We start from the raw sequence: 18,109 nt of genomic DNA on the forward strand, positions 1-18,109 counted from the left end.
CATAATGAGTGCTCACTCTCACGAGGCTACCCCGGACCAAACATCCTTGCGCTTGCCTGGGCTGAAGAACAAACGGGTCGCGATCACGGCTGGCGCAGGGGGGATCGGCTACGCGATTGCAAAGGCACTGCATGAGCAGGGCGCACGGATCGCCATCTGCGATGTGGACCAACATGCTCTTGATGACACCAGCCGCCAGTTGGGAAACTGTCTCGCAATCAAGGCTGATGTGTCGGACGAGGGGGCCGTTGATGCGTTCTTCGATGCAGTTCAGGAGCAATTTCGCGGCCTTGACGCACTGATCAACAATGCCGGGATTGCAGGCCCGACAGGTGGCGTTGAAACCATTTCACCGTCGGATTGGCAGCGGTGCGTCGATATTTGCCTGACCGGCCAGTTTCTTTGTGCCCGCCGCGCGGTTCCGCTGATGAAGACCAGTGGAGGCGGGGCCATGGTCAATATGTCTTCTGCTGCCGGAAAACACGGCTATGCGTATCGAACACCATATTCGGCGGCCAAGTTCGGCGTCATCGGCTTCACCCAGAGCCTTGCCAAGGAACTCGGGCCGGACAACATCCGGGTGAATGCCATTTTGCCGGGCATCGTCGAGGGCCCCCGGATCGAGGGCGTGATCCGAGATCGAGCGACCGTGACGGGTGTCAGCTATGAGGAAATGAAAGACCAGTATCTGAACCGGATTTCGCTGCGCCGAATGGTGACGGCAGAAGAGGTGGCGTCGACCGTTGCCTTCCTGATTTCGGATGCAGGTGAGAACATTTCCGGCCAATCTCTTTGTGTCGATGGCAACGTTGAAGTGCTTTGATCTCGGATAGAAACACATGACAAAATCAAACGAACTTACCGGCAAGGTCATCATCACCTGCGCCATAACAGGCGCCATCCACACGCCCTCCATGTCGCCTTATCTACCGGTAACGCCGGACGAGATCGTCAGCGAAGCGCTGGCTGCGGCGGAAGCGGGTGCTGCGGTCCTCCATCTCCATGCAAGAAATCCCGAAGATGGGCGGCCTGACCAGACACCGGAAGGCTTTGCGCCGTTTCTGCCAAGGGTGAAACAGGGGACGAACGCAGTCGTGAACATCACCACCGGCGGCAGCCCCTATATGAGTGTGAAGGAACGCGCCGCTCCGGCTGCCAAATTTCAGCCGGAACTTGCCTCGCTCAACATGGGATCGATGAATTTCGGTCTGTATCCGATGCTCAACCGCTTCAAGGAATTCAGGCATGAGTGGGAGCGGGAACATCTGGAAGGGTCCCGGGATCTTGTATTCCGCAACTCGTTCAAGGACATCGAGTATGTGCTGGACACCTGCTACGGGAATGGAACTCGTTTCGAGTTTGAATGCTACGACATTTCCCATCTCTACAATCTGGCACATTTCGCGGATCGCGGGCTGGTAAAGGCACCGTTCTTTGTCCAGTCGGTGTTCGGGCTTCTTGGCGGGATCGGCCCGCATCATGAAGACGTCATGCACATGAAGCGAACGGCAGACCGGCTGTTTGGTTCCGACTACCGATGGTCGGTTCTGGGGGCAGGGGCAAACCAGTTCCGGATTGCGGCGCAGGCAATCACACTTGGCGGCAATGTCCGGGTCGGACTGGAAGACAGCTTGTGGGCCGGCAAGGGCGAATTGGCGAAATCAAATGCGGTTCAGGTGACCAAGGTGAAAAACCTGATCGAGGGGCTCGGCCTTCAGGTCGCAACACCGGATGAAGCGCGCCAGATCCTTGCCCTCAAGGGCGGTGATCAGGTCGCTTTCTGATATTGTGAGAGCTGTAAAAACGCCAGAATACGGAACAGGATCATGGAAAAGGTTGCGGTCGTCGGGGCCGGTTTGATCGGGCAGGGCTGGGCAGCAGTTTTTGCTCAGGCCGGGTATCAGGTCGCGCTGCACGATGTGTCTGAAAAGGCCCTCGAACTGGCCTTGAGCGCCATGCAAACCCGCATCGGCGACATGGCAGACTACGATCTGATCGACCGTGCTGAAACAGAAACGGTATTGAGCCGGATAACCGCATCTCCAAGCCTTGAGGGCGCGCTGGACGGGGCGATCTATGTTCAGGAAAACGGGCCGGAAAATGTTGATATCAAACGTGAGCTGACAACGCGGATCGATGCCATTGCAGTGCCGGGAGTACCCATCTGCAGTTCCACCTCCGGCATTTCCGCCTCGCGCTATTGCGAGCACATTGCGGGCAGGAACCGCTGTCTGGTCGCTCATCCGATCAATCCGCCACATCTCATTCCCGCCGTCGAAATCGTGCCAACGCCATGGACGGCGGACGAAGTCGTTGCACGTGTCAGGGACTTGTTGATCCGCTGCAAGCGCCAAACCATTACGTTGACGGAAGAAATCGACGGCTTTGTCGTGAACCGCCTGCAGGGAGCTTTGCTGGAAGAGGCCTTCAAGCTGGTGGGAAGCGGCATTGTTTCAGCGGAAGATCTCGACAAGGCCATCTGCGACGGTCTCGGCCTGCGATGGTCCTTCATGGGGCCGATGCAGACCATCCATCTCAATGCCCCCGGCGGTGTCGCGCAATATGTCGAGCGCTATGGCGCGATGTATCGTGGCTTCGGTGTCGGTCCGCTGGAGGCGGCCGACTGGACGAAGGTTGTCGATGGCGGACTGGCCCGTGACCTTGAGCAAAAGACACCGATTAAAAACATCGCGCAAGCACAAGTCGAGCGCGACAGAACACTGATGGCACTCCTGCGCCACAAGGCCGGAACCAAAAAGCTTGTCTAATGATTTCCCTGCTTTGTCGTGAGATAAAGAAGCGCCGGAGAGGCTGGCCATCTTTGCCCGAGTGGGTGTGGGATATCCGGTGCTCAAGTGCCCCCATTGGCCAATTGTGGAAGATCTCGATGTATCCGAAGAGGGCCGCGCGCGCTTCTCTGTGGGTTCTGAACCGGGGCGGTGAACCATCTCGGTCTTGAGTGCCCCGAAGAAGTTCTCCATCGGGGCGTTGTCGAGACAGGTTCCCTTTCGCTCATCGATGCGACCATCCCGTGCAGATTGAGCAGTTTCTGATAATCGCCAGAAGCGTATTGGGCTGATTCAATCGACCAGTCGCAACACGCCCACCCTGGGAGGTGTTGTTGGTTGCAGGAAGACGGAAATCAGAACGCCCTACACAGAATAGTTGTGTCAACTCGGCAAGCTGCAGCTTTGCATGAGAGCATTTCCAGGCGAAGTGGATATCGGTTCACCGTCCGGAAATGCGCCAAATCAGATACTTGGAGCACGTCGAGTGATTCAATGAATGCGAGACGTGCTCTAAACCAAAGCCGCAGCAGAACTCGCAGCCAGCTGGTCAAGGTGCCAGCTGTTCAGCTGACCGCTCGCACGTGGCAGGCTCAAACGCAAGGCTGGCATATGTGACCCGCCCTTGGACAAATGGAGCCACCGCCTGTTCCTTATATTCAGGTGTGAACCGTCGTCTCGATTGCTTCGTCATAAGCATCTCCCGTACCAAAGGTCATTTTAACTTCTAGTCCGGGATCACGGAGCAAGGTTACACGTTTAATAGGTCAGAAGGCGGCCCCGCGTTGTGACACTTTCAGGCCTGACGGGCCTTTCGGTTTGCGTAGCGCCGGTCGCGTTCTGCTTTACGAGCTGCCTCGTCGTGCAGGACACGTTCGATACGGTTCTTGTCAGCCAGCTCGCGCGCGTCGATTTCAGCCCTGGCTGCGGCAGCCGCAGCGGCATCTCGTGCAGCTGCTTCCGCGGCAATGCGATTTTGTTCATCAAGCTTCGCCTGCGCGCGCTCGGAGCGGCGCTTGTCGCGAGCTTCTGCAATCAAACGTCGCTCTGTCTGTCTGGCTTCTCGGTTCGGTTCGGCAGCTTGCTTTGCGGTTCGAAAGGCTTCAACAAGAGCCGCTTTGGCGTCCATCGCAGCACTGCGGCGGTCGGAGTGTTCGTTGTTTCTAGTATTCTTCAAATCTCAATTCCATTTGACGGGTTACGCTGAGCGATTTCAGGACTTTCGTGCGCGTTTCGAAGTAAGCTTGGTTGCTGAGGTCACGCTGTCTTGCAGTTCCTTGGCAAGCCGAGCCGCTCGCAGCCTTTCGGTCTTTTCGTCGCGGGCGATTACGATCGAGTTCAGGTCTTCAATTGCTCGTTGGCGTTCTAAGAGCTGCGACTGGGCTTTACTAAAAGCGGCCTCGGCCTGCAGGCGAAGTTTGTTGTATTTTTCGGTCATGGTTTTCCTCGTAGAGACCGCTCACCGGTGAGCAGCAACAAAAAAGGCCAGGCAACTTGCCTGACCTTGCTTGGTCTCATGCTTTCGACAATGCCAGTATTTTGGTGGTCAATGGAAAGCAGGCTCCGGATCTATCAGGCGGCCTGAAGATTGCAGGCGGACATTTTGCCCGACTTGGTGTCGCGCTCCATGTCGTAGCCGATCTTCTGGCCTTCAACGATTTCGTGCATGCCAGCACGTTCGACAGCGGTGATATGGACGAATGCGTCCGGGCCGCCATTGTCAGGTTGGATGAAGCCGAAGCCCTTGGTGGAATTGAACCATTTTACTGTGCCAGTGGTCATGATGAACCCTTTCATAGCATAGAGAGAGGAGCCGAGAAGCCAGTAGCTCTCGGACGGTGATAACGATGCTTTAAAGGGAGTGTCGTTCAGAACGCGGTGCCAATCGCGTTATAACCAAAGCTCGGCAAGAAAATATCGATGCTTCATGCATATTGGTATTCTGTGTGGATGTCAACCTCAGGTTCAGAGCTTGTAATGGGGCGAAGAAAGACTTGACCTTGCCTCGGGATCCCAGACCAAGTTCTTATTTGATTATGCAGGCAACTTGATTGCCATGCCCATCCTTGCCCGGGCGCGTGTGCGATATCCGATGCCCGAGTGCCGCCAATTCCGGTTTTAGAGGATCTTGATGTAATCGAAAATGAACACCTTGTTCACGTGAGAGTGTAGACAAGGATACGAATTCAGAATGGAAGCGGGCCGGTTCATCTGCATGCACGATTGATGATGTCCCATCTGATGGTGTAGCTCACGACGGGCCTCGTGCTCACCGGCGGGCCGAGCTTCTCGGTCTCGATAATGGGCGCTTGACATGATTGACTTAGAGTGATTACGATAATCCGGTGCGAAGAAGCACCGTAAAAATTTCAAGCGACACAGCTGGACATTGCATCCCAACTGGGTCGTTTTGCATTTTTAGGCTAAATTTCCCAATATAATTGAAGATGTAGGTGTCTGGTCTGTTTGTGAGCAGGGAGGATGCCTCGTGAAGAAACTTCTATATGTACTCGGCCTGACAACGGCTGTTTCGGTCTCGGCCACCATTGCCTTTGCGGAAACCAAGGTTGGAGCAATTTTTGACCTGACCGGCGGTTTGAATATCTATGGAATTCAGCAAAACAACGCACTGCAGCTCGCCATAGAAAGCATCAACGCGGCAGGTGGTGTGAATGGCGAGCCCGTAACGATTGTTGGCTACGACGCGCAGTCCGAATTGGCAAAATATACCCAGTTTGCACAAACAGCGGTTCTACGTGATGGTATTTCGGCGATGTTTGCCGGTTTGACCAGCTCTTCCCGCGAAGCAATCCGGCCGATCTTTCGCAAGGCGAACATCCCGTACTTCTATTCTTCTCTCTACGAAGGCGGCGCTTGCGACAAGCAGACTTTTGTCACTGGGTCTTCCGCATCCCAGCAGCTCAGCGTTCTGATCAAGTGGGCTGTCGAGAACTACGGCAAGAAAATCTACATCATGGCGCCGGATTACAATTTCGGAACGATTTCCGGGCATTGGATTCATGAATATGCCAAGCAAAATGGGGCGGAGGTTGTCGGAGAGGACTATCTCGCCCTGTCCGTGACAGATTATGCACCGACCTTGCAGAAGATACAGGCAGCCAAACCCGATGTGGTCGTTGCTCTCCCGGTCGGTTCCAATCAAACGGGTTTCCTCGAGCAATTTGCCGCTGCCGGTCTCAAGGACACAATCGGGGTTGTTTCTACCAACTATGGATCCGGCAACCAGCAAGTTGTGGTCTCACCCCAGGCCGGAGAAGGCCTGGTGTCTGCCATGGGTTACTTCCCGTCGGTGGAGAGCAAGGCAAATGCCGAATTCAAGGCAGCCTGGGAAGCAAAGTATGGCACTGACACGCCGATTATCGCGGGAGCGGTGGATGTGTGGAACGCTGCACATCTGTGGGCTGCAGCCGCAAACAAGGCTGGAACGTCAAGCCCGGTCGACGTGATAAAGGCATTGGAAGGCGGGCTGACATTCGAAGCTCCGAACGGGACAGTTGCGCTTGAAGCGGGCTCCCATCACCTGCGTCAGGATATCTATATCGCGCGTGGCAATGACAAGCACGGCTTCGATATCGTCCAGACCTTTGCCTCATCAGCCCCGGCCTATGAAAATCAGAAGTGCAATCTGATCGAGAACCCCGGCTTGGCCGAGCATTTCACTCCCGAAAACTAAGCCAGAGAAAACCATGGTGCGCCGCATGCCCATTCGGCGCACTGCTTTTGGGAGGACCCAATGGAATTTGATTTTCTGGCGACGGTGTTATTGTCGTCGCTTTCCAGTGCATCGATCCTGCTCATCGCTACCATCGGACTGGCAGTGGTGTATGGGCTGATGGGTGTCATCAACCTCGCCCATGGGGAGTTCCTCATGGTTGGAGCCTACTCAGCCCTCACGGCCACACAGCTAGGGATCCCTTATCCGCTGGCGATACCTGTCGCCATCGTCATTACCATGCTCATTGGCGCAATCGTAGAGCTGCTGATCATCAGGCGCCTTTACGGCCGCCTGTTCGATACGATGTTGGCAACCTGGGGACTTGGCATGGTCTTTAAGGAGCGTGTTTTTTTGCGCTCTCAAACGTTTTGATGAGGTCCGCTAACATGTCGCCGAGATGGCCTTTGGCCTGAGCCCTGGCAAGAGAGCACTCCACGAACTGTGCCTTGCACGTGTGAGCCAGTGATCTTGCGAAGGTGGTTTTTCCTGTGCCAGGTTTTCCGTGGAGTAGGACGCCGCGGTCAACGTCCTTCCAAGATATCTGGCCGGCTCGCCAAGCTTTCAGGTCCTCAGCGAGCTCTGCCCCCCATGAGCCAGCCTCGCCATATCCGTGAAGGTCCTGCAACGGCAAGATGTTGTAAGGCTCTGGTCGATCAGCACCTTTTGCGGCAGCGGCAAGCGCGGTTAATAGCGCTTTGCTCTCTGTGAGTGGTCGGTTGCCACGAAAAGCAATCGATATCTGATGCAGTCCATAGTCCAGCAGGTGCTCGCATTCACTCAAGGACAGCCGCAGCCCATGGAAAATCCAAAAGGCAGCCTGCATGTGAGTCGCGGACGGAGATATTCTGAGCCGCAGTTCCAGAAAGTTCTTGGCCGCGTCCGGAATGGGATGTTCCGGAGTACCGATGCAGACCAAGTTTGGATTAACTTCGATGGCTCGTTCGAGTCTACTAGTTGGACGGCATGAATTTTTCGAAGCAGTGGGTGGTTTGACCTCTTCATAAAATCGATGAAACTCCGGAGCCAATGGCCTCCAGCGATAGCCAAATCTCCGCCGGGAAAGTTCAAGCCTTATTGCATGCTCATACTCGCCCATATCCTGGTCGTTTGGCAGTTCAATTCCTATGACAAAGGCTGAACGGTGATTGATATGCCGGACCGTTCGCAGAGCGCGCCGGACAGACATTCTGGCAACAAGCGTTCCAAGTGTGTTTGTTTGTCCCAGTTCAGCCAGGTCTTTTTTGTTCATCTTACAAGCTCCCAGACAGGGGGCGCCTTTGCTCCTCGCGAACGTGCGTGGAACGATTGCGTTGTCATGATTTGGTGAGTTGGCCGATAGATGTTCCCGGCCACAAAACTGCGACCTGTTAGTGAGATCTCTATCGATGGGAAGGGGGGCTTAATGCCCTTAGCGCACGGGGACGTGCGTGCTCGCGTGTTGTCTTAGTCGCACCAGCCCTTGCGGGATGAGCGCCCAGTCTTGACCTTCGGTTAAGGCGAACAATGGTGCCAATATCGTTTCGTCATCGAGTGTTCCGATTATGCCGGGAAATGGAATAAGCGTGCAACTCCAATTTCTTATCGTGCGGTTAGTATTATCGCTACAGACATTTGTCTGCTCGATTTTGTTGATCAACAACATATCGTGAGCGATATTTTGGAGCGCGGTTGCGGTGAAAGGCGGCAGACCGCAAATGGGTGGCGAGGTCACGGGATTTCTCTGAGTTGGGTGCACTCGACCATTGCCCAGCGGCGGGTGAGCCGTTGGGTGCTTGGCGAGCTGTGATTTTGGGAGGTGGCGTGATTGGTTACGCCTGTTCGGTTGTCTCTCAGGTCGCCAAATGCCAACAGCATCGCAGTGCTTCTTGGGAAGCGCGCACGGCCGAGGTCAGTTTGGCGACTGGTATTCTTATCAGGTTTGGGAGCATACCTGAAAAGGCGATTTGGAACTTAAGTAATATCCGGTCATTTTTGTCCGTTAGTCTTGTTGTCGTTTATCAAAGTTGCCAGATGGGAAGGTGTTTTATGATGGGTCATGCAGATTGTAGTCCTCCAATAGTTTAGTAAGTTGACTGATTAGTGTTCGCGTTTCGTTATGACTTTGCGGTATGAGTAGTTCAACTCGAATAGTTAAAAAACAATTAACGGAAAAACTGAAAAAACCTGGCTCCCGGTTCATTCCGAGCCTGCATTTCGAGGACGGGAAATCGGGCCATTCCTTCAAAAGCTCATCGAAGGAAAAGTCGGTAATTCTTGGGGTGGAAACACCGCAAATGCGCTCGACGACGACAAAACTCCAAGCTACCCGTTGCGACAAGGGGCCTCTGAACACTTTGCGTTGGCTGTGGAGATCAGCTGCATATAAATGAAGAATAGTTCTGTCTATTCTTGGGTGTGTCTGATCGGCGGTAGCGGCCAAAGTGTGGGCGCAACGAGACCGAAACAGTTAAAAAAAATTTCCTGCTCAGCTAAAAAATTTGCCGCCGGAGCGGGGTCGGGGACACGAAGCGACCAAATCAGTGTCTGCAATTGATGCGAGGCTGAACACTGTCTGGGCCAAGATGCTCTGTTGCGCAGGCTTCCATGGCCGCCACGCAAGGTTGAAGCGTGGCGAAAAACGCCAACAGTTTTCCGCGCGACAGCCTCCTGCTAAAAGCGATGCTGCCATCCGAGTTGGCCCCGTGGACCTGAAAGACCCGCTTAGCAAGATCAAGGCCGACAACGCCAACTTCCATCATGGATGCTTACTCCTCTCAGTGACGTTCAACACACATCACTCTGGCACATTGCGATGCCGTCGGGAGGGGGCTCCACCCCATCAGTTCTCAATGGAAATCAGCAGGCTAGGGGCGTGCCGTCAATCTGACCTGTGACCAGGTCGGCGAAGAACGCATGTTCGAGCGCATCTTCGGAGTCGGGCCATGCGCCAAGGTGGAGGTAGTTGCCATATTTTACCAACTCACAGCATAATTGCGTCTAACGGAGAGCTCATGCGCCCGCTGAGAAGTTTGTAACAGAGCCGTAACGACTGACGCATCGTTCCACGTGCTTCTGAATCAAATCCTTAGGAGACGTTGCAATTTCACCGAACTCCAGCCCCATGAAGGCTTGTGAGACCAGCGCTTCAGGCAGCGGTGACGTAGACAGTTCCTTCAGCATTGCGTTGAGGGCTGCGTCAACTTTAGGGTCTACCCAATAATAGCGGATACGGTCACTGTAGCTGAAGATCTTCAGTATTTCCACGTCCGCCGGGCTACCGGAATAGTAGGCCTGCCAGTTCCCGGGTTCTTCAGTCATTCTCTTGGCCACAACGGTGCGGATGTCCGGGCCGTTGTAGCGCGGCAGGCGGGCCGCGATGTCGGCCAACGCCCAGACCGCTTCGCGGAAACGGAAGGTCAGTTCAGGGCCGACCTTCAGGAAGAAGAAATGCTGCGCTACAAGTTGGCTAAGTGCCTCGGTGGATTGGTAATCCGTCGAATGCGCCTCGAGGGTCAGGCCATCATGTGCGCCAATGGCATCGCTAAGCGGACGCGCCTTCTCCGGGGCAAAAGAGTATACTTGGGTGTGGCCGAAATCCACACCAGGTTGGGTGACGACAGAAACGATCCGATCCCATGCAGCATCCAAACCTCGGGCGGTCCACGCTGCGCGGTGCGTGTCGATGGTTGCGGTGAAGCGGTCCACGGAGGTCACGTCGAGCGCGTCGGGTTCTTCGGTCTCGCCGCCGGGGATCGGGACTTCGGTGCCGATGATGTAGACCAGTTGGGAGGGATCCGGCGCATGCGCTTCGGCTACTGCGCAAAGGTCGGCCGCTCGGTCGGCAATCTGCTCGAAGGAGGGGGGGGGCTCCCCGCCGCAGGCCATGCTGGCGTCGAGGTGGATCTTGGTAAACCCGGCTTCGACATAGAGCCGCACCAGCTCGCGTGCCTTTGTCATCGCTTGGTCCAGCGGTTCCTTGCGCCAGGGGTTCGGGCCCAGATGGTCGCCACCCACGATGATCTGATCGCGCGGCACACCCGCTGCGTCGGCCATTTCCATCAGCCAATCCATGAAGGCGCGCGGCGTCATACCGGTATAACCGCCATCCTGATTGACCTGATTACAGGTCGCCTCGATCACGGTTGGAACGCCAGTGCGCGCGGCATAGGAAAGGATTGCTTTAAGAACATATTCGTTGGCGGTGCAGAAACAGGGCAGGCCGATGGGTTCGCCCGCGCGGTTGCGGGCGATCAGGTTGTGGATCAGGCTCATCTCTGGCTCCTATCGGTTCAGGAATTCGTTAATTTCGTCTGGCGTGGAGTTGCCTTCCATCGGTCCATGCCGTGTAACAGCGATGGCCCCGGCAGCATTTGCGCGAGTTGCTGCCTGCAACACCGCCACCCCCTGCGCGAGCAAAGCGACGAAGGTTCCGCAGAAGCAGTCTCCCGCGCCGGTCGGGTCTACTTCTTCGACCTTGTGCCCGGGTAGATCGTGGCGCAAGCCGCCGTGGATGACCGTCGCCCCTTCATCGCCGCGCTTTAGGGCGATGATCTCCGCTTTGGCGGCGAGCATCCTGTCCACAGCCTCGGCCTCCGGCACGCCGGGAAACAGGAAATCGAGATCGCTGGTCGACGGTAGCAGGACGTGCGCACGGGTCATGACGTTTCGTAGCGCTTCGGAAGCTACTGGATCGCGCATCAATTCGGACCGCGCGTTCGGATCGCAGGTGATGCGTCCACCTGCGACGTCGACCTGCGCAACCATAGCCATGATTGCATCGCGCAACGCCGCATTGCCCAGTGAGGCCGCCGAAACATGCAGCCATGTGCGGCGCGCATCTGGCAGCCTATCAGGCGTGGCGAAATGATCGGCAGCCGTATTGGTCAGGTGAAAGATGAAATCGCGCCGCCCGTCGTCGTAGTAGGAAACGAAGGCTGCGCCGGTGGATAGACCGGACGTGATTGTCACGCCTGTTGTGTCAACCCCATCCGCCTGCAGGCGATTCAGAACTGATCGCCCGAACCCGTCGTCGCCCACCCCGCCGAACATCCGTGTCTGCGCGCCCATGCGTGCCGCCTGATCGAGGAAGATCGCCGGCGCACCGCTGGGATAGGGGCCGGAATAGGGTGCAACCTTGGAAAGCCCACAGTTTTTCTTGTGCGAGACGAACTCAACGAGTATCTCGCCAGCAGTCGTGACGATCGGTGTGTCGGTCATCTGGCCCTCCTTTACTTGACCAGCATGTAGACTTTTCTTTTACATGTGTCAAAATAAAAAAAGAGATCAGGTTGGCTCGCTCTGAGTTGATGCGGCGGAAAATGAATGATGAACGAGAGCGTCACGAAGATGCAGAAGCCGAAAATTAACACGATGAAAGAATTGTCGGAAGCGATTGGTGTCTCTCGCCCGACCTTGTCGCGATACTTTCAAGATCCAGAGGCTGTACGCCTGACTACGCGCAAGAAAATCGCCGAAGCGCTCGAAGGTGTGGACTATGTCTACAACTTCATCGCCACTCGTCAAAACCGCAAGACGACCGGAATGATTGGCGTAATTGTCCCGCATTTCAACGACTTGTTCTTTACCAGCCTCTTGGAGTCCATCGATGCTGCTGCTCGAGCTGAAGGGCTGACAGTGCTTGCGCAAAGCTCGCATGGTGATGAGGCGCAAGAGGCAAGGGCGCTGGAAAAGTTGCGATCAATGAGCGTCGATGGTGCGGTGATCGCGCCCCTCGGCGCAGCGGCCTCGGACACGGCGTTCGCTTCGGCGGCGCAAGATTTTCCAATCGTTTTCGCCGACTCGCGCCCGTACACCGAGCTGGATGGTACTGATTTTGTTGGTACGGACAATGCGCAAAGTATTGGTGCGATTGTGGAGTACCTCTGTCGCGGTAGGGGTGCTCCAACCTTTCTCGGCATGCCGCGGCTGAACTCGAACGCGATGGAGCGGGAGCAGGCCTACATAGACGCGGTGACGCGCGAAGGACTGAAACCCACCATCGTCGAGCCTTACGAGTTCAAAGAGAGCTGGGATTTCGAAGCCTTTGGCTTTGCTGTCATGGATCACCATTTCAGCAGTCAGAATCACCTGTCAGATACGCTGCTCTGCGCCAACGACCGGATTGCTATTGGGGCCATACGGGCTGCGAACCGTCATGGATTGTTGGCGCGCGGCACCGAGCAGACCCGGCTTCGGATCGCGGGGCACGACGATCACCCGCTGTCGCAATACATGTATCCGTCGCTAACCACGGTAGCGCAGGATGTCGACGGTATCGGGCAAGAGGCCATCCGGCTTTTGGTTTGTCGCATCAAGGGTGAGCAAAAGCCGTCTATCACTGCATTGAAGCGGGCTGTCTTGCGCCTGCGCGAATCCGCCTGACAGCGCGAAAAACCCTTTATCCTTCAGGTTTATGCGCAAAATCGCATCGGTTTTGCAAAAAACCGTTTGACTCGACTCCCGTTTCTGGCATTTTTTACATGTGTAAATAAAATGCATCAAAGGGAGGATCACGATGTCACTCAAGAAAGTACTCATGATGTCGATGACGGGCTTTGGCCTGACCGTCGCATCGTTTGCCTCGGCTGAGGAAATCACCATCGCGACGGTCAACAACAATGACATGATCGTTATGCAGGAACTTGCTCCGCGGTGGGAAAAACTAACCGGCAACACCATCAACTGGGTTGTGCTGGAAGAAAACGTGCTGCGCCAGCGCACCACGCAGGATATCGCCACCAATGGCGGCTCGTTCGATATCATGTTCATCGGCGCATATGAGGCACCGATCTGGGGTAAGAACGGCTGGCTGACTTCGCTGAATGATTTCGGCGATGACGCGGATTACGATCTAGAAGACATCTTTCAGTTAGTGCGGAACGGCTTGAGCGCCGATGGCAACCTCTATGCCGTGCCGCTGTACTCGGAGACTTCGTTCACCTTTTACCGCACCGACCTGTTCGAAAAGGCCGGCATCGCAGCCCCAACTGAACAACCGACCTATACCGAGTTCATGGAAATGGCGGCTAAATTGCACGATCCGGAAAACGGCATCTACGGCACCTGCCAGCGTGGCAAGGCCGGCTGGGGTGAGAACATGGCATTCGTAGGCACGCTGGCCAACGCCTTTGGTGCGCGCTGGTTCGACGAGAACTGGCAACCGCAGCTGGGTAGTGCTGAGTGGAACAACGCGATCACCTACTATGTCGAACTGATGACCAAATATGGCCCTCCGGGCGCAACCGCGAACGGCCACAACGAAAACCGCGCCCTGTTCAAGGATGGCAAATGTGCCACCTGGATCGATGCAACTTCGGCAGCCAACGACATCCGCAACCCGGCCAATTCCAAGGTGGCTGACGTAACAGACTTCTTCCAGGCGCCAAAGCAGGAAACTGACAAGGGCACTGGATGGTTCTGGTCCTGGGCGCTGGCGATCCCGGCAAGCTCGACCAAGGCTGACACCGCCAAGGATTTCCTGAAGTGGGCAACCTCGAAGGAATACTTCCAGATGGTCGGCGAGACCAAAGGCTGGGTGGCGGTTCCCTCGGGCACCCGCGCATCCATCCACGAAGATCCTCGTCTTCTCGAAGCTGCCCCGTTTGCCGAGACCATCAAGAACGCGATCTTCTCGGTTGACCCTGCTGACCCGACCCGTGACCCGGTTCCCTATACCGGCGTCCAGTTCGTCGCTATCCCGGAATTCCAGGGCATCGGCAACTACGTTGGTCAGCAGGTCTCTGCAGCTCTGGCCGGTCAGCAGACTGTCGAGCAGGCTCTGGCCAACTCACAGCAGTTCGCGGTGCGCGAAATGACCAAGGCTGGTTACATCAAGTAACGTTTCCTCCCAGAGCGGGGCGGGCAATCGCTGCCCGTCTCGTTTTTTCTCTACACTGCCTTTTGCCGAGGCTCCTGACCAACACTTCGCCAAAAGCCACCCGTTTGGGAGGACGACGCCCATGGCCACCAAAGCCTCTAAGGCCGCCGCGCGACTCATGATTTCCCCAGCCGTTTTGTTACTGCTCGGCTGGATGATCGCGCCCCTCGCGCTGACGCTATATTTTTCGTTCCTGCGCTACAACCTGATCATGCCGGGGGATAACCTCTTTGTTGGCTGGGAGAATTATTATTGGTTCCTCACCGATCCCAGCTTCAAAGCGGCAATGATCAATACGCTGGTACTGGTTGGCGGCGTGCTATGTGTGACCGTTCTCGGGGGCATTGGCTTTGCCTTACTGCTGGAAAAGCCGATGTTTGGCCAAGGGATCATCCGTATCATGGTCATTGCGCCGTTCTTCGTCATGCCGACCGTATCGGCGCTGATCTGGAAGAACATGTTCATGAATCCGGTCAATGGCATCTTTGGCCAGATCGCGAGCGGTTTGGGTTTTGCACCCATCGACTTTTTCGGGCAATTTCCTCTTTTGTCGATCATCTTCATCGTCTCTTGGCAATGGCTGCCCTTTGCGACGCTGATCCTGTTGACGGCGCTGCAATCGCTGGATCAGGAACAACTTGAAGCCGCCGAGATGGACGGAGCGAGCTGGCTCAACCGCTTTCGTTTTATCATGTTGCCGCATCTCGCGCGGGCGATCACCGTGGTTATTCTGATCCAGACGATCTTTCTTCTGTCGACCTTTGCCGAAATCCTCGTGACCACCAATGGCGGCCCGGGCACGGCGACCACCAACCTGACCTATCTCGTCTATGTCTCATCGCTTTTGCAATTCGACGTGGGTATGGGCAGCGCAGGCGGCGTGATCGCCATAATCCTCGCCAATATCGTTGCGATCTTCCTGATGCGGATGATCGGAAAGAACCTCGACGCCTGAGGAGGAACCTATGGCACGCTCCGTTTCTACCCGTTCCAAAGTTCTAAACACCGCCGTTGCCGGAACGCTTGGCTTTTTGATGGTCTTTCCGATCCTGTGGATCCTCATCCTGTCCTTAAAGACCGAAGAGGACGCCATCCGCGCGCCGTTGGAGGTGCTGTTCAACTCCGGCTGGACGTTCGACAGTTATGGTGCGGTGCAGGCTAGGTCGGATTATTTCAAGCACTTCTTCAACTCTGTGATCATCTCGGTCGGCTCCACGTTTCTCGGCCTGATGATCGCCATTCCGGCTGCCTGGGCTATGGCCTTTGTTCCAGGTAAACGCACTAAGGATGTGTTGATGTGGATGTTGTCAACCAAGATGCTACCACCCGTAGGCGTCCTTGTGCCTATCTATCTGATCTTCCGTGACACCGGGCTATTGGATAGCCGCCTCGGCCTGACGCTGGTGTTGATGTTGATCAACATGCCGATCATCATCTGGATGCTGTATACATACTTCCGTGAAATTCCCGGTGAAATCCTCGAGGCCGCGCGGATGGATGGAGCGTCGCTCCGCAGCGAAATCCTGTATGTGCTGACACCGATGGCCGTGCCCGGCATTGCATCCACAGTGCTGCTAAACATCATCCTGGCATGGAATGAGGCGTTCTGGACGCTTAACCTGACCGCCGCCAAGGCCGCACCGCTGACCGCTTTTATTGCTAGCTATTCGTCCCCCGAGGGCCTGTTCTACGCGAAGCTCTCGGCGGCCTCGATTATGGCCATCGCGCCGATCCTCATTTTGGGCTGGTTCAGCCAGAAACAATTGGTCCGGGGGCTCACCTTCGGCGCCGTAAAATAACTGCCCCACAGTCGAGTTACAAGGGAGGGGGCCATGGGCCGTATCCAACTCAAACAAGTCAAGAAATCCTTTGGCGAATGCACTGTCATACCGCCGCTGGACCTGGCTATCGAAGATGGCGAATTCACCGTCTTTGTCGGCCCCTCCGGCTGTGGCAAGTCCACGCTCTTGCGTCTGATCGCCGGGCTAGAGGATACCACCTCTGGAATGATCGAGATCGACGGAACCAACGCGACCCTACTGCCGCCTGCCAAACGCGGTCTGGCGATGGTGTTCCAAAGCTACGCCCTGTATCCGCATATGTCGGTGCGCAAAAACATCGCTTTCCCAATGAAAATGGCGGGCGTCAACGAAGCCGAACAGACAAAGCGAATCTACGCAGCTGCGAAGGCGTTGAACCTCACAGACTACCTCGATCGCAAGCCGGGGCAGCTTTCGGGCGGCCAGCGCCAGAGGGTAGCCATCGGGCGGGCCATTGTCCGCGAACCCACCGCCTTTCTGTTCGATGAACCCCTGTCTAACCTCGACGCAGCCCTACGCGTGGGGATGCGGCTTGAGATTAGCGAGCTGCACAAGCGCCTCAAAACCACGATGATATATGTGACTCACGATCAGGTCGAGGCTATGACCATGGCCGATAAGATTGTCGTGCTTCAGGCCGGGGGAATCGAACAGGTGGGTTCGCCACTGGAGCTGTATAAGACACCGCGCAACCGCTTTGTCGCGGGCTTCATCGGCTCGCCCAAGATGAATTTCATCGAGGGGGCGGAGGCTGCGCAACATAACGCCTTCGCCATCGGCATTCGTCCCGAGCACATCGACGTCTCTATCACCCACGGGCAATGGCAAGCAACGGTAGGTGTGGCCGAGCATCTGGGTTCCGACACATTCCTGCATGTCCATGGGGTGCCGGGCTGCGACCCGATGACCGTGCGCGGGGGCGGCGACATCGCCGTCAACCACGGTGATACCGTCTGGCTGACGCCCGATCCACAACATATCCACAAGTTCGATGCTGAAGGATTGCGCATCAAATGAAACGTCTCGAAGGAAAGTCAGCCCTGATAACCGGTGCCGCACGCGGCATCGGCAAGGGTTTTGCCGCCGCTTATCTGCGTGAAGGCGCAACCGTCGCCATCGGGGACATCAATCTTGATGCCGCTGAAGCCGCTGCCAAGGAACTGGGCGAAGGGGCTTATTCGGTCCATCTCGACGTCACTCAGCAGGACAGCATCGATGCCGCGATTGCGTCCGTGGTTGGCAATGCGGGTAGGCTCGACATTTTGATAAACAACGCGGCGCTCTTCGATGCCGCCGAAACCGTCGACATCACCCGCGCCAGCTATGACAACCTGTATGCGGTCAACGTCGCGGGCACCCTTTTCACCATGCAGGCGGCGGCCAAGCAGATGATAGCACAAGGCCATGGAGGGAAGATTATCAACATGGCCTCGCAGGCTGGACGTCGGGGCGAAAGCCTCGTACTGGTCTATTGCTCGACCAAGGCAGCGGTGATCTCTATGACGCAATCTGCCGGGTTGAATCTCATCAAGCATGGCATCAACGTCAACGCGATTGCGCCGGGCGTCGTCGATGGCGAACACTGGCAATATGTCGACGCGAAGTTCGCCAAGCTCGAAGGCAAGGCCCCCGGCCAGAAGAAGGCAGAGGTCGCCGCCGGTGTGCCTGCAGGACGCTTTGCCACGCCGGATGACCTGACCGGCATGGCCGTGTTCCTCGCCTCCAAAGAGTCCGATTACATTTTGTCACAGACGTATAACGTCGACGGCGGGCAGTGGATGAGCTGACATGATGCTTGCCGACGCCACCCTGACTTCCATGCCCGAAACGGTCCTGCGTCCGACCTATGACCGGTCGTGACCTTGCCCCGAGATCCCGGACCAGGAGCTTATTTGATTATGCCGCGATCTTG

The 18,109-nt window shown here is 56.1% G+C and carries 17 protein-coding genes and 1 pseudogene; 11 read left to right on the forward strand and 7 right to left on the reverse strand.

What is annotated here, in order from left to right; all coding sequences use genetic code 11:
- Positions 1–4: 4 nt before the first annotated feature.
- Genes F0155_RS06040 through F0155_RS06050 form a run of 3 tightly spaced genes read left to right on the forward strand, consistent with a single transcriptional unit; the run spans position 5 to position 2,768 of the window.
- Positions 5–823 carry an SDR family oxidoreductase gene (locus F0155_RS06040; RefSeq protein WP_150523587.1) on the forward strand — a complete coding sequence of 273 codons (819 nt, stop codon included), beginning with the start codon at positions 5–7 and terminating at the stop codon, positions 821–823.
- A gap of 16 nt (positions 824–839) precedes the next feature.
- Complete coding sequence (gene kce / locus F0155_RS06045; protein ID WP_150523588.1) at positions 840–1,784, forward strand: 3,5-dioxohexanoate:acetyl-CoA acetone transferase; 945 nt, start codon at positions 840–842, stop codon at positions 1,782–1,784.
- Positions 1,785–1,826: 42 nt separating this feature from the next.
- Entirely contained in the window at positions 1,827–2,768 is a 942-nt protein-coding gene (locus tag F0155_RS06050) for a 3-hydroxyacyl-CoA dehydrogenase (protein WP_150523589.1), read from the forward strand.
- A gap of 814 nt (positions 2,769–3,582) precedes the next feature.
- Here F0155_RS06050 and F0155_RS06055 read toward each other — a convergent pair.
- The 3 genes from F0155_RS06055 to F0155_RS06065 form a co-directional block, all read right to left on the reverse strand.
- Positions 3,583–3,963: a DUF6481 family protein gene (locus tag F0155_RS06055; protein WP_150523590.1), complete on the reverse strand. Its 381-nt coding sequence runs from the start codon at positions 3,961–3,963 to the stop codon at positions 3,583–3,585.
- A 36-nt stretch (positions 3,964–3,999) separates the two neighbouring features.
- Positions 4,000–4,224 carry a hypothetical protein gene (locus tag F0155_RS06060; protein ID WP_150523591.1) on the reverse strand — a complete coding sequence of 75 codons (225 nt, stop codon included), beginning with the start codon at positions 4,222–4,224 and terminating at the stop codon, positions 4,000–4,002.
- Positions 4,225–4,358: 134 nt separating this feature from the next.
- Positions 4,359–4,568, reverse strand: coding sequence for a cold-shock protein (locus tag F0155_RS06065; RefSeq protein WP_062491466.1), 210 nt, complete (start codon positions 4,566–4,568; stop codon positions 4,359–4,361).
- Between the two features lie 706 nt (positions 4,569–5,274).
- Between F0155_RS06065 and F0155_RS06070 the strand changes: the two genes are divergently transcribed.
- Together F0155_RS06070 and F0155_RS06075 are read left to right on the forward strand one after the other, a co-directional pair.
- Entirely contained in the window at positions 5,275–6,480 is a 1,206-nt protein-coding gene (locus F0155_RS06070) for an urea ABC transporter substrate-binding protein (RefSeq protein ID WP_150523592.1), read from the forward strand.
- Between the two features lie 60 nt (positions 6,481–6,540).
- Positions 6,541–6,894: an ABC transporter permease subunit gene (locus tag F0155_RS06075; protein ID WP_208999152.1), complete on the forward strand. Its 354-nt coding sequence runs from the start codon at positions 6,541–6,543 to the stop codon at positions 6,892–6,894.
- Here the strand turns inward: F0155_RS06075 and F0155_RS06080 are convergent.
- The 4 genes and pseudogenes from F0155_RS06080 to F0155_RS06090 form a co-directional block, all read right to left on the reverse strand.
- A complete protein-coding gene (locus tag F0155_RS06080) occupies positions 6,857–7,771 on the reverse strand; it encodes an ATP-binding protein (protein WP_204934398.1) in 915 nt (304 codons plus the stop codon). The two genes, F0155_RS06075 and F0155_RS06080, sit on opposite strands and share 38 nt — an antisense overlap.
- A gap of 1,312 nt (positions 7,772–9,083) precedes the next feature.
- A pseudogene (locus F0155_RS23885) lies at positions 9,084–9,260 on the reverse strand (IS110 family transposase); the annotation flags it as partial.
- A gap of 250 nt (positions 9,261–9,510) precedes the next feature.
- A complete protein-coding gene (locus F0155_RS06085; protein WP_150523593.1) occupies positions 9,511–10,773 on the reverse strand; it encodes a class II D-tagatose-bisphosphate aldolase, non-catalytic subunit in 1,263 nt (420 codons plus the stop codon).
- Positions 10,774–10,782: 9 nt separating this feature from the next.
- Entirely contained in the window at positions 10,783–11,718 is a 936-nt protein-coding gene (locus F0155_RS06090; protein WP_150523594.1) for a sugar kinase, read from the reverse strand.
- A 105-nt stretch (positions 11,719–11,823) separates the two neighbouring features.
- Here F0155_RS06090 and F0155_RS06095 point away from each other — a divergent pair, with 105 nt between their 5' ends.
- The 6 genes from F0155_RS06095 to F0155_RS06120 all read left to right on the forward strand — a co-directional run bounded on the left by F0155_RS06095 (position 11,824) and on the right by F0155_RS06120 (position 17,984).
- Positions 11,824–12,882, forward strand: coding sequence for a LacI family DNA-binding transcriptional regulator (locus F0155_RS06095; protein ID WP_208999153.1), 1,059 nt, complete (start codon positions 11,824–11,826; stop codon positions 12,880–12,882).
- A gap of 133 nt (positions 12,883–13,015) precedes the next feature.
- Positions 13,016–14,338: an ABC transporter substrate-binding protein gene (locus F0155_RS06100; protein WP_150523595.1), complete on the forward strand. Its 1,323-nt coding sequence runs from the start codon at positions 13,016–13,018 to the stop codon at positions 14,336–14,338.
- 121 nt (positions 14,339–14,459) lie between these two features.
- On the forward strand, positions 14,460–15,332 hold the full coding sequence (locus tag F0155_RS06105; RefSeq protein WP_150523596.1) for a carbohydrate ABC transporter permease: 873 nt from the start codon (positions 14,460–14,462) through the stop codon (positions 15,330–15,332).
- Positions 15,333–15,342: 10 nt separating this feature from the next.
- Positions 15,343–16,176 carry a carbohydrate ABC transporter permease gene (locus F0155_RS06110; protein WP_150523597.1) on the forward strand — a complete coding sequence of 278 codons (834 nt, stop codon included), beginning with the start codon at positions 15,343–15,345 and terminating at the stop codon, positions 16,174–16,176.
- A 33-nt stretch (positions 16,177–16,209) separates the two neighbouring features.
- Complete coding sequence (locus F0155_RS06115; RefSeq protein WP_150523598.1) at positions 16,210–17,214, forward strand: ABC transporter ATP-binding protein; 1,005 nt, start codon at positions 16,210–16,212, stop codon at positions 17,212–17,214.
- Positions 17,211–17,984 (forward strand): L-iditol 2-dehydrogenase, encoded by a 774-nt coding sequence (locus F0155_RS06120; RefSeq protein WP_150523599.1) that lies wholly within the window; start codon positions 17,211–17,213, stop codon positions 17,982–17,984. Before F0155_RS06115 ends, F0155_RS06120 begins: the two co-directional genes overlap by 4 nt.
- The last annotated feature ends 125 nt before the right edge of the window (positions 17,985–18,109 follow it).

The organism is Roseibium sediminis, assembly GCF_008711325.1.
GTDB lineage: Bacteria > Pseudomonadota > Alphaproteobacteria > Rhizobiales > Stappiaceae > Roseibium > Roseibium sediminis.

Coding starts and splice junctions, on each gene's coding strand:
- F0155_RS06040 (WP_150523587.1), top strand. CDS start 5: ATGAGTGCTCACTCTCACGAGGCTACCCCGGACCAAACATCCTTGCGC.
- kce (WP_150523588.1), top strand. CDS start 840: ATGACAAAATCAAACGAACTTACCGGCAAGGTCATCATCACCTGCGCC.
- F0155_RS06050 (WP_150523589.1), top strand. CDS start 1,827: ATGGAAAAGGTTGCGGTCGTCGGGGCCGGTTTGATCGGGCAGGGCTGG.
- F0155_RS06060 (WP_150523591.1), bottom strand. CDS start 4,224: ATGACCGAAAAATACAACAAACTTCGCCTGCAGGCCGAGGCCGCTTTT.
- F0155_RS06065 (WP_062491466.1), bottom strand. CDS start 4,568: ATGACCACTGGCACAGTAAAATGGTTCAATTCCACCAAGGGCTTCGGC.
- F0155_RS06075 (WP_208999152.1), top strand. CDS start 6,541: ATGGAATTTGATTTTCTGGCGACGGTGTTATTGTCGTCGCTTTCCAGT.
- F0155_RS06080 (WP_204934398.1), bottom strand. CDS start 7,771: ATGAACAAAAAAGACCTGGCTGAACTGGGACAAACAAACACACTTGGA.
- F0155_RS06085 (WP_150523593.1), bottom strand. CDS start 10,773: ATGAGCCTGATCCACAACCTGATCGCCCGCAACCGCGCGGGCGAACCC.
- F0155_RS06090 (WP_150523594.1), bottom strand. CDS start 11,718: ATGACCGACACACCGATCGTCACGACTGCTGGCGAGATACTCGTTGAG.
- F0155_RS06095 (WP_208999153.1), top strand. CDS start 11,824: ATGATGAACGAGAGCGTCACGAAGATGCAGAAGCCGAAAATTAACACG.
- F0155_RS06100 (WP_150523595.1), top strand. CDS start 13,016: ATGTCACTCAAGAAAGTACTCATGATGTCGATGACGGGCTTTGGCCTG.
- F0155_RS06105 (WP_150523596.1), top strand. CDS start 14,460: ATGGCCACCAAAGCCTCTAAGGCCGCCGCGCGACTCATGATTTCCCCA.
- F0155_RS06110 (WP_150523597.1), top strand. CDS start 15,343: ATGGCACGCTCCGTTTCTACCCGTTCCAAAGTTCTAAACACCGCCGTT.
- F0155_RS06115 (WP_150523598.1), top strand. CDS start 16,210: ATGGGCCGTATCCAACTCAAACAAGTCAAGAAATCCTTTGGCGAATGC.
- F0155_RS06120 (WP_150523599.1), top strand. CDS start 17,211: ATGAAACGTCTCGAAGGAAAGTCAGCCCTGATAACCGGTGCCGCACGC.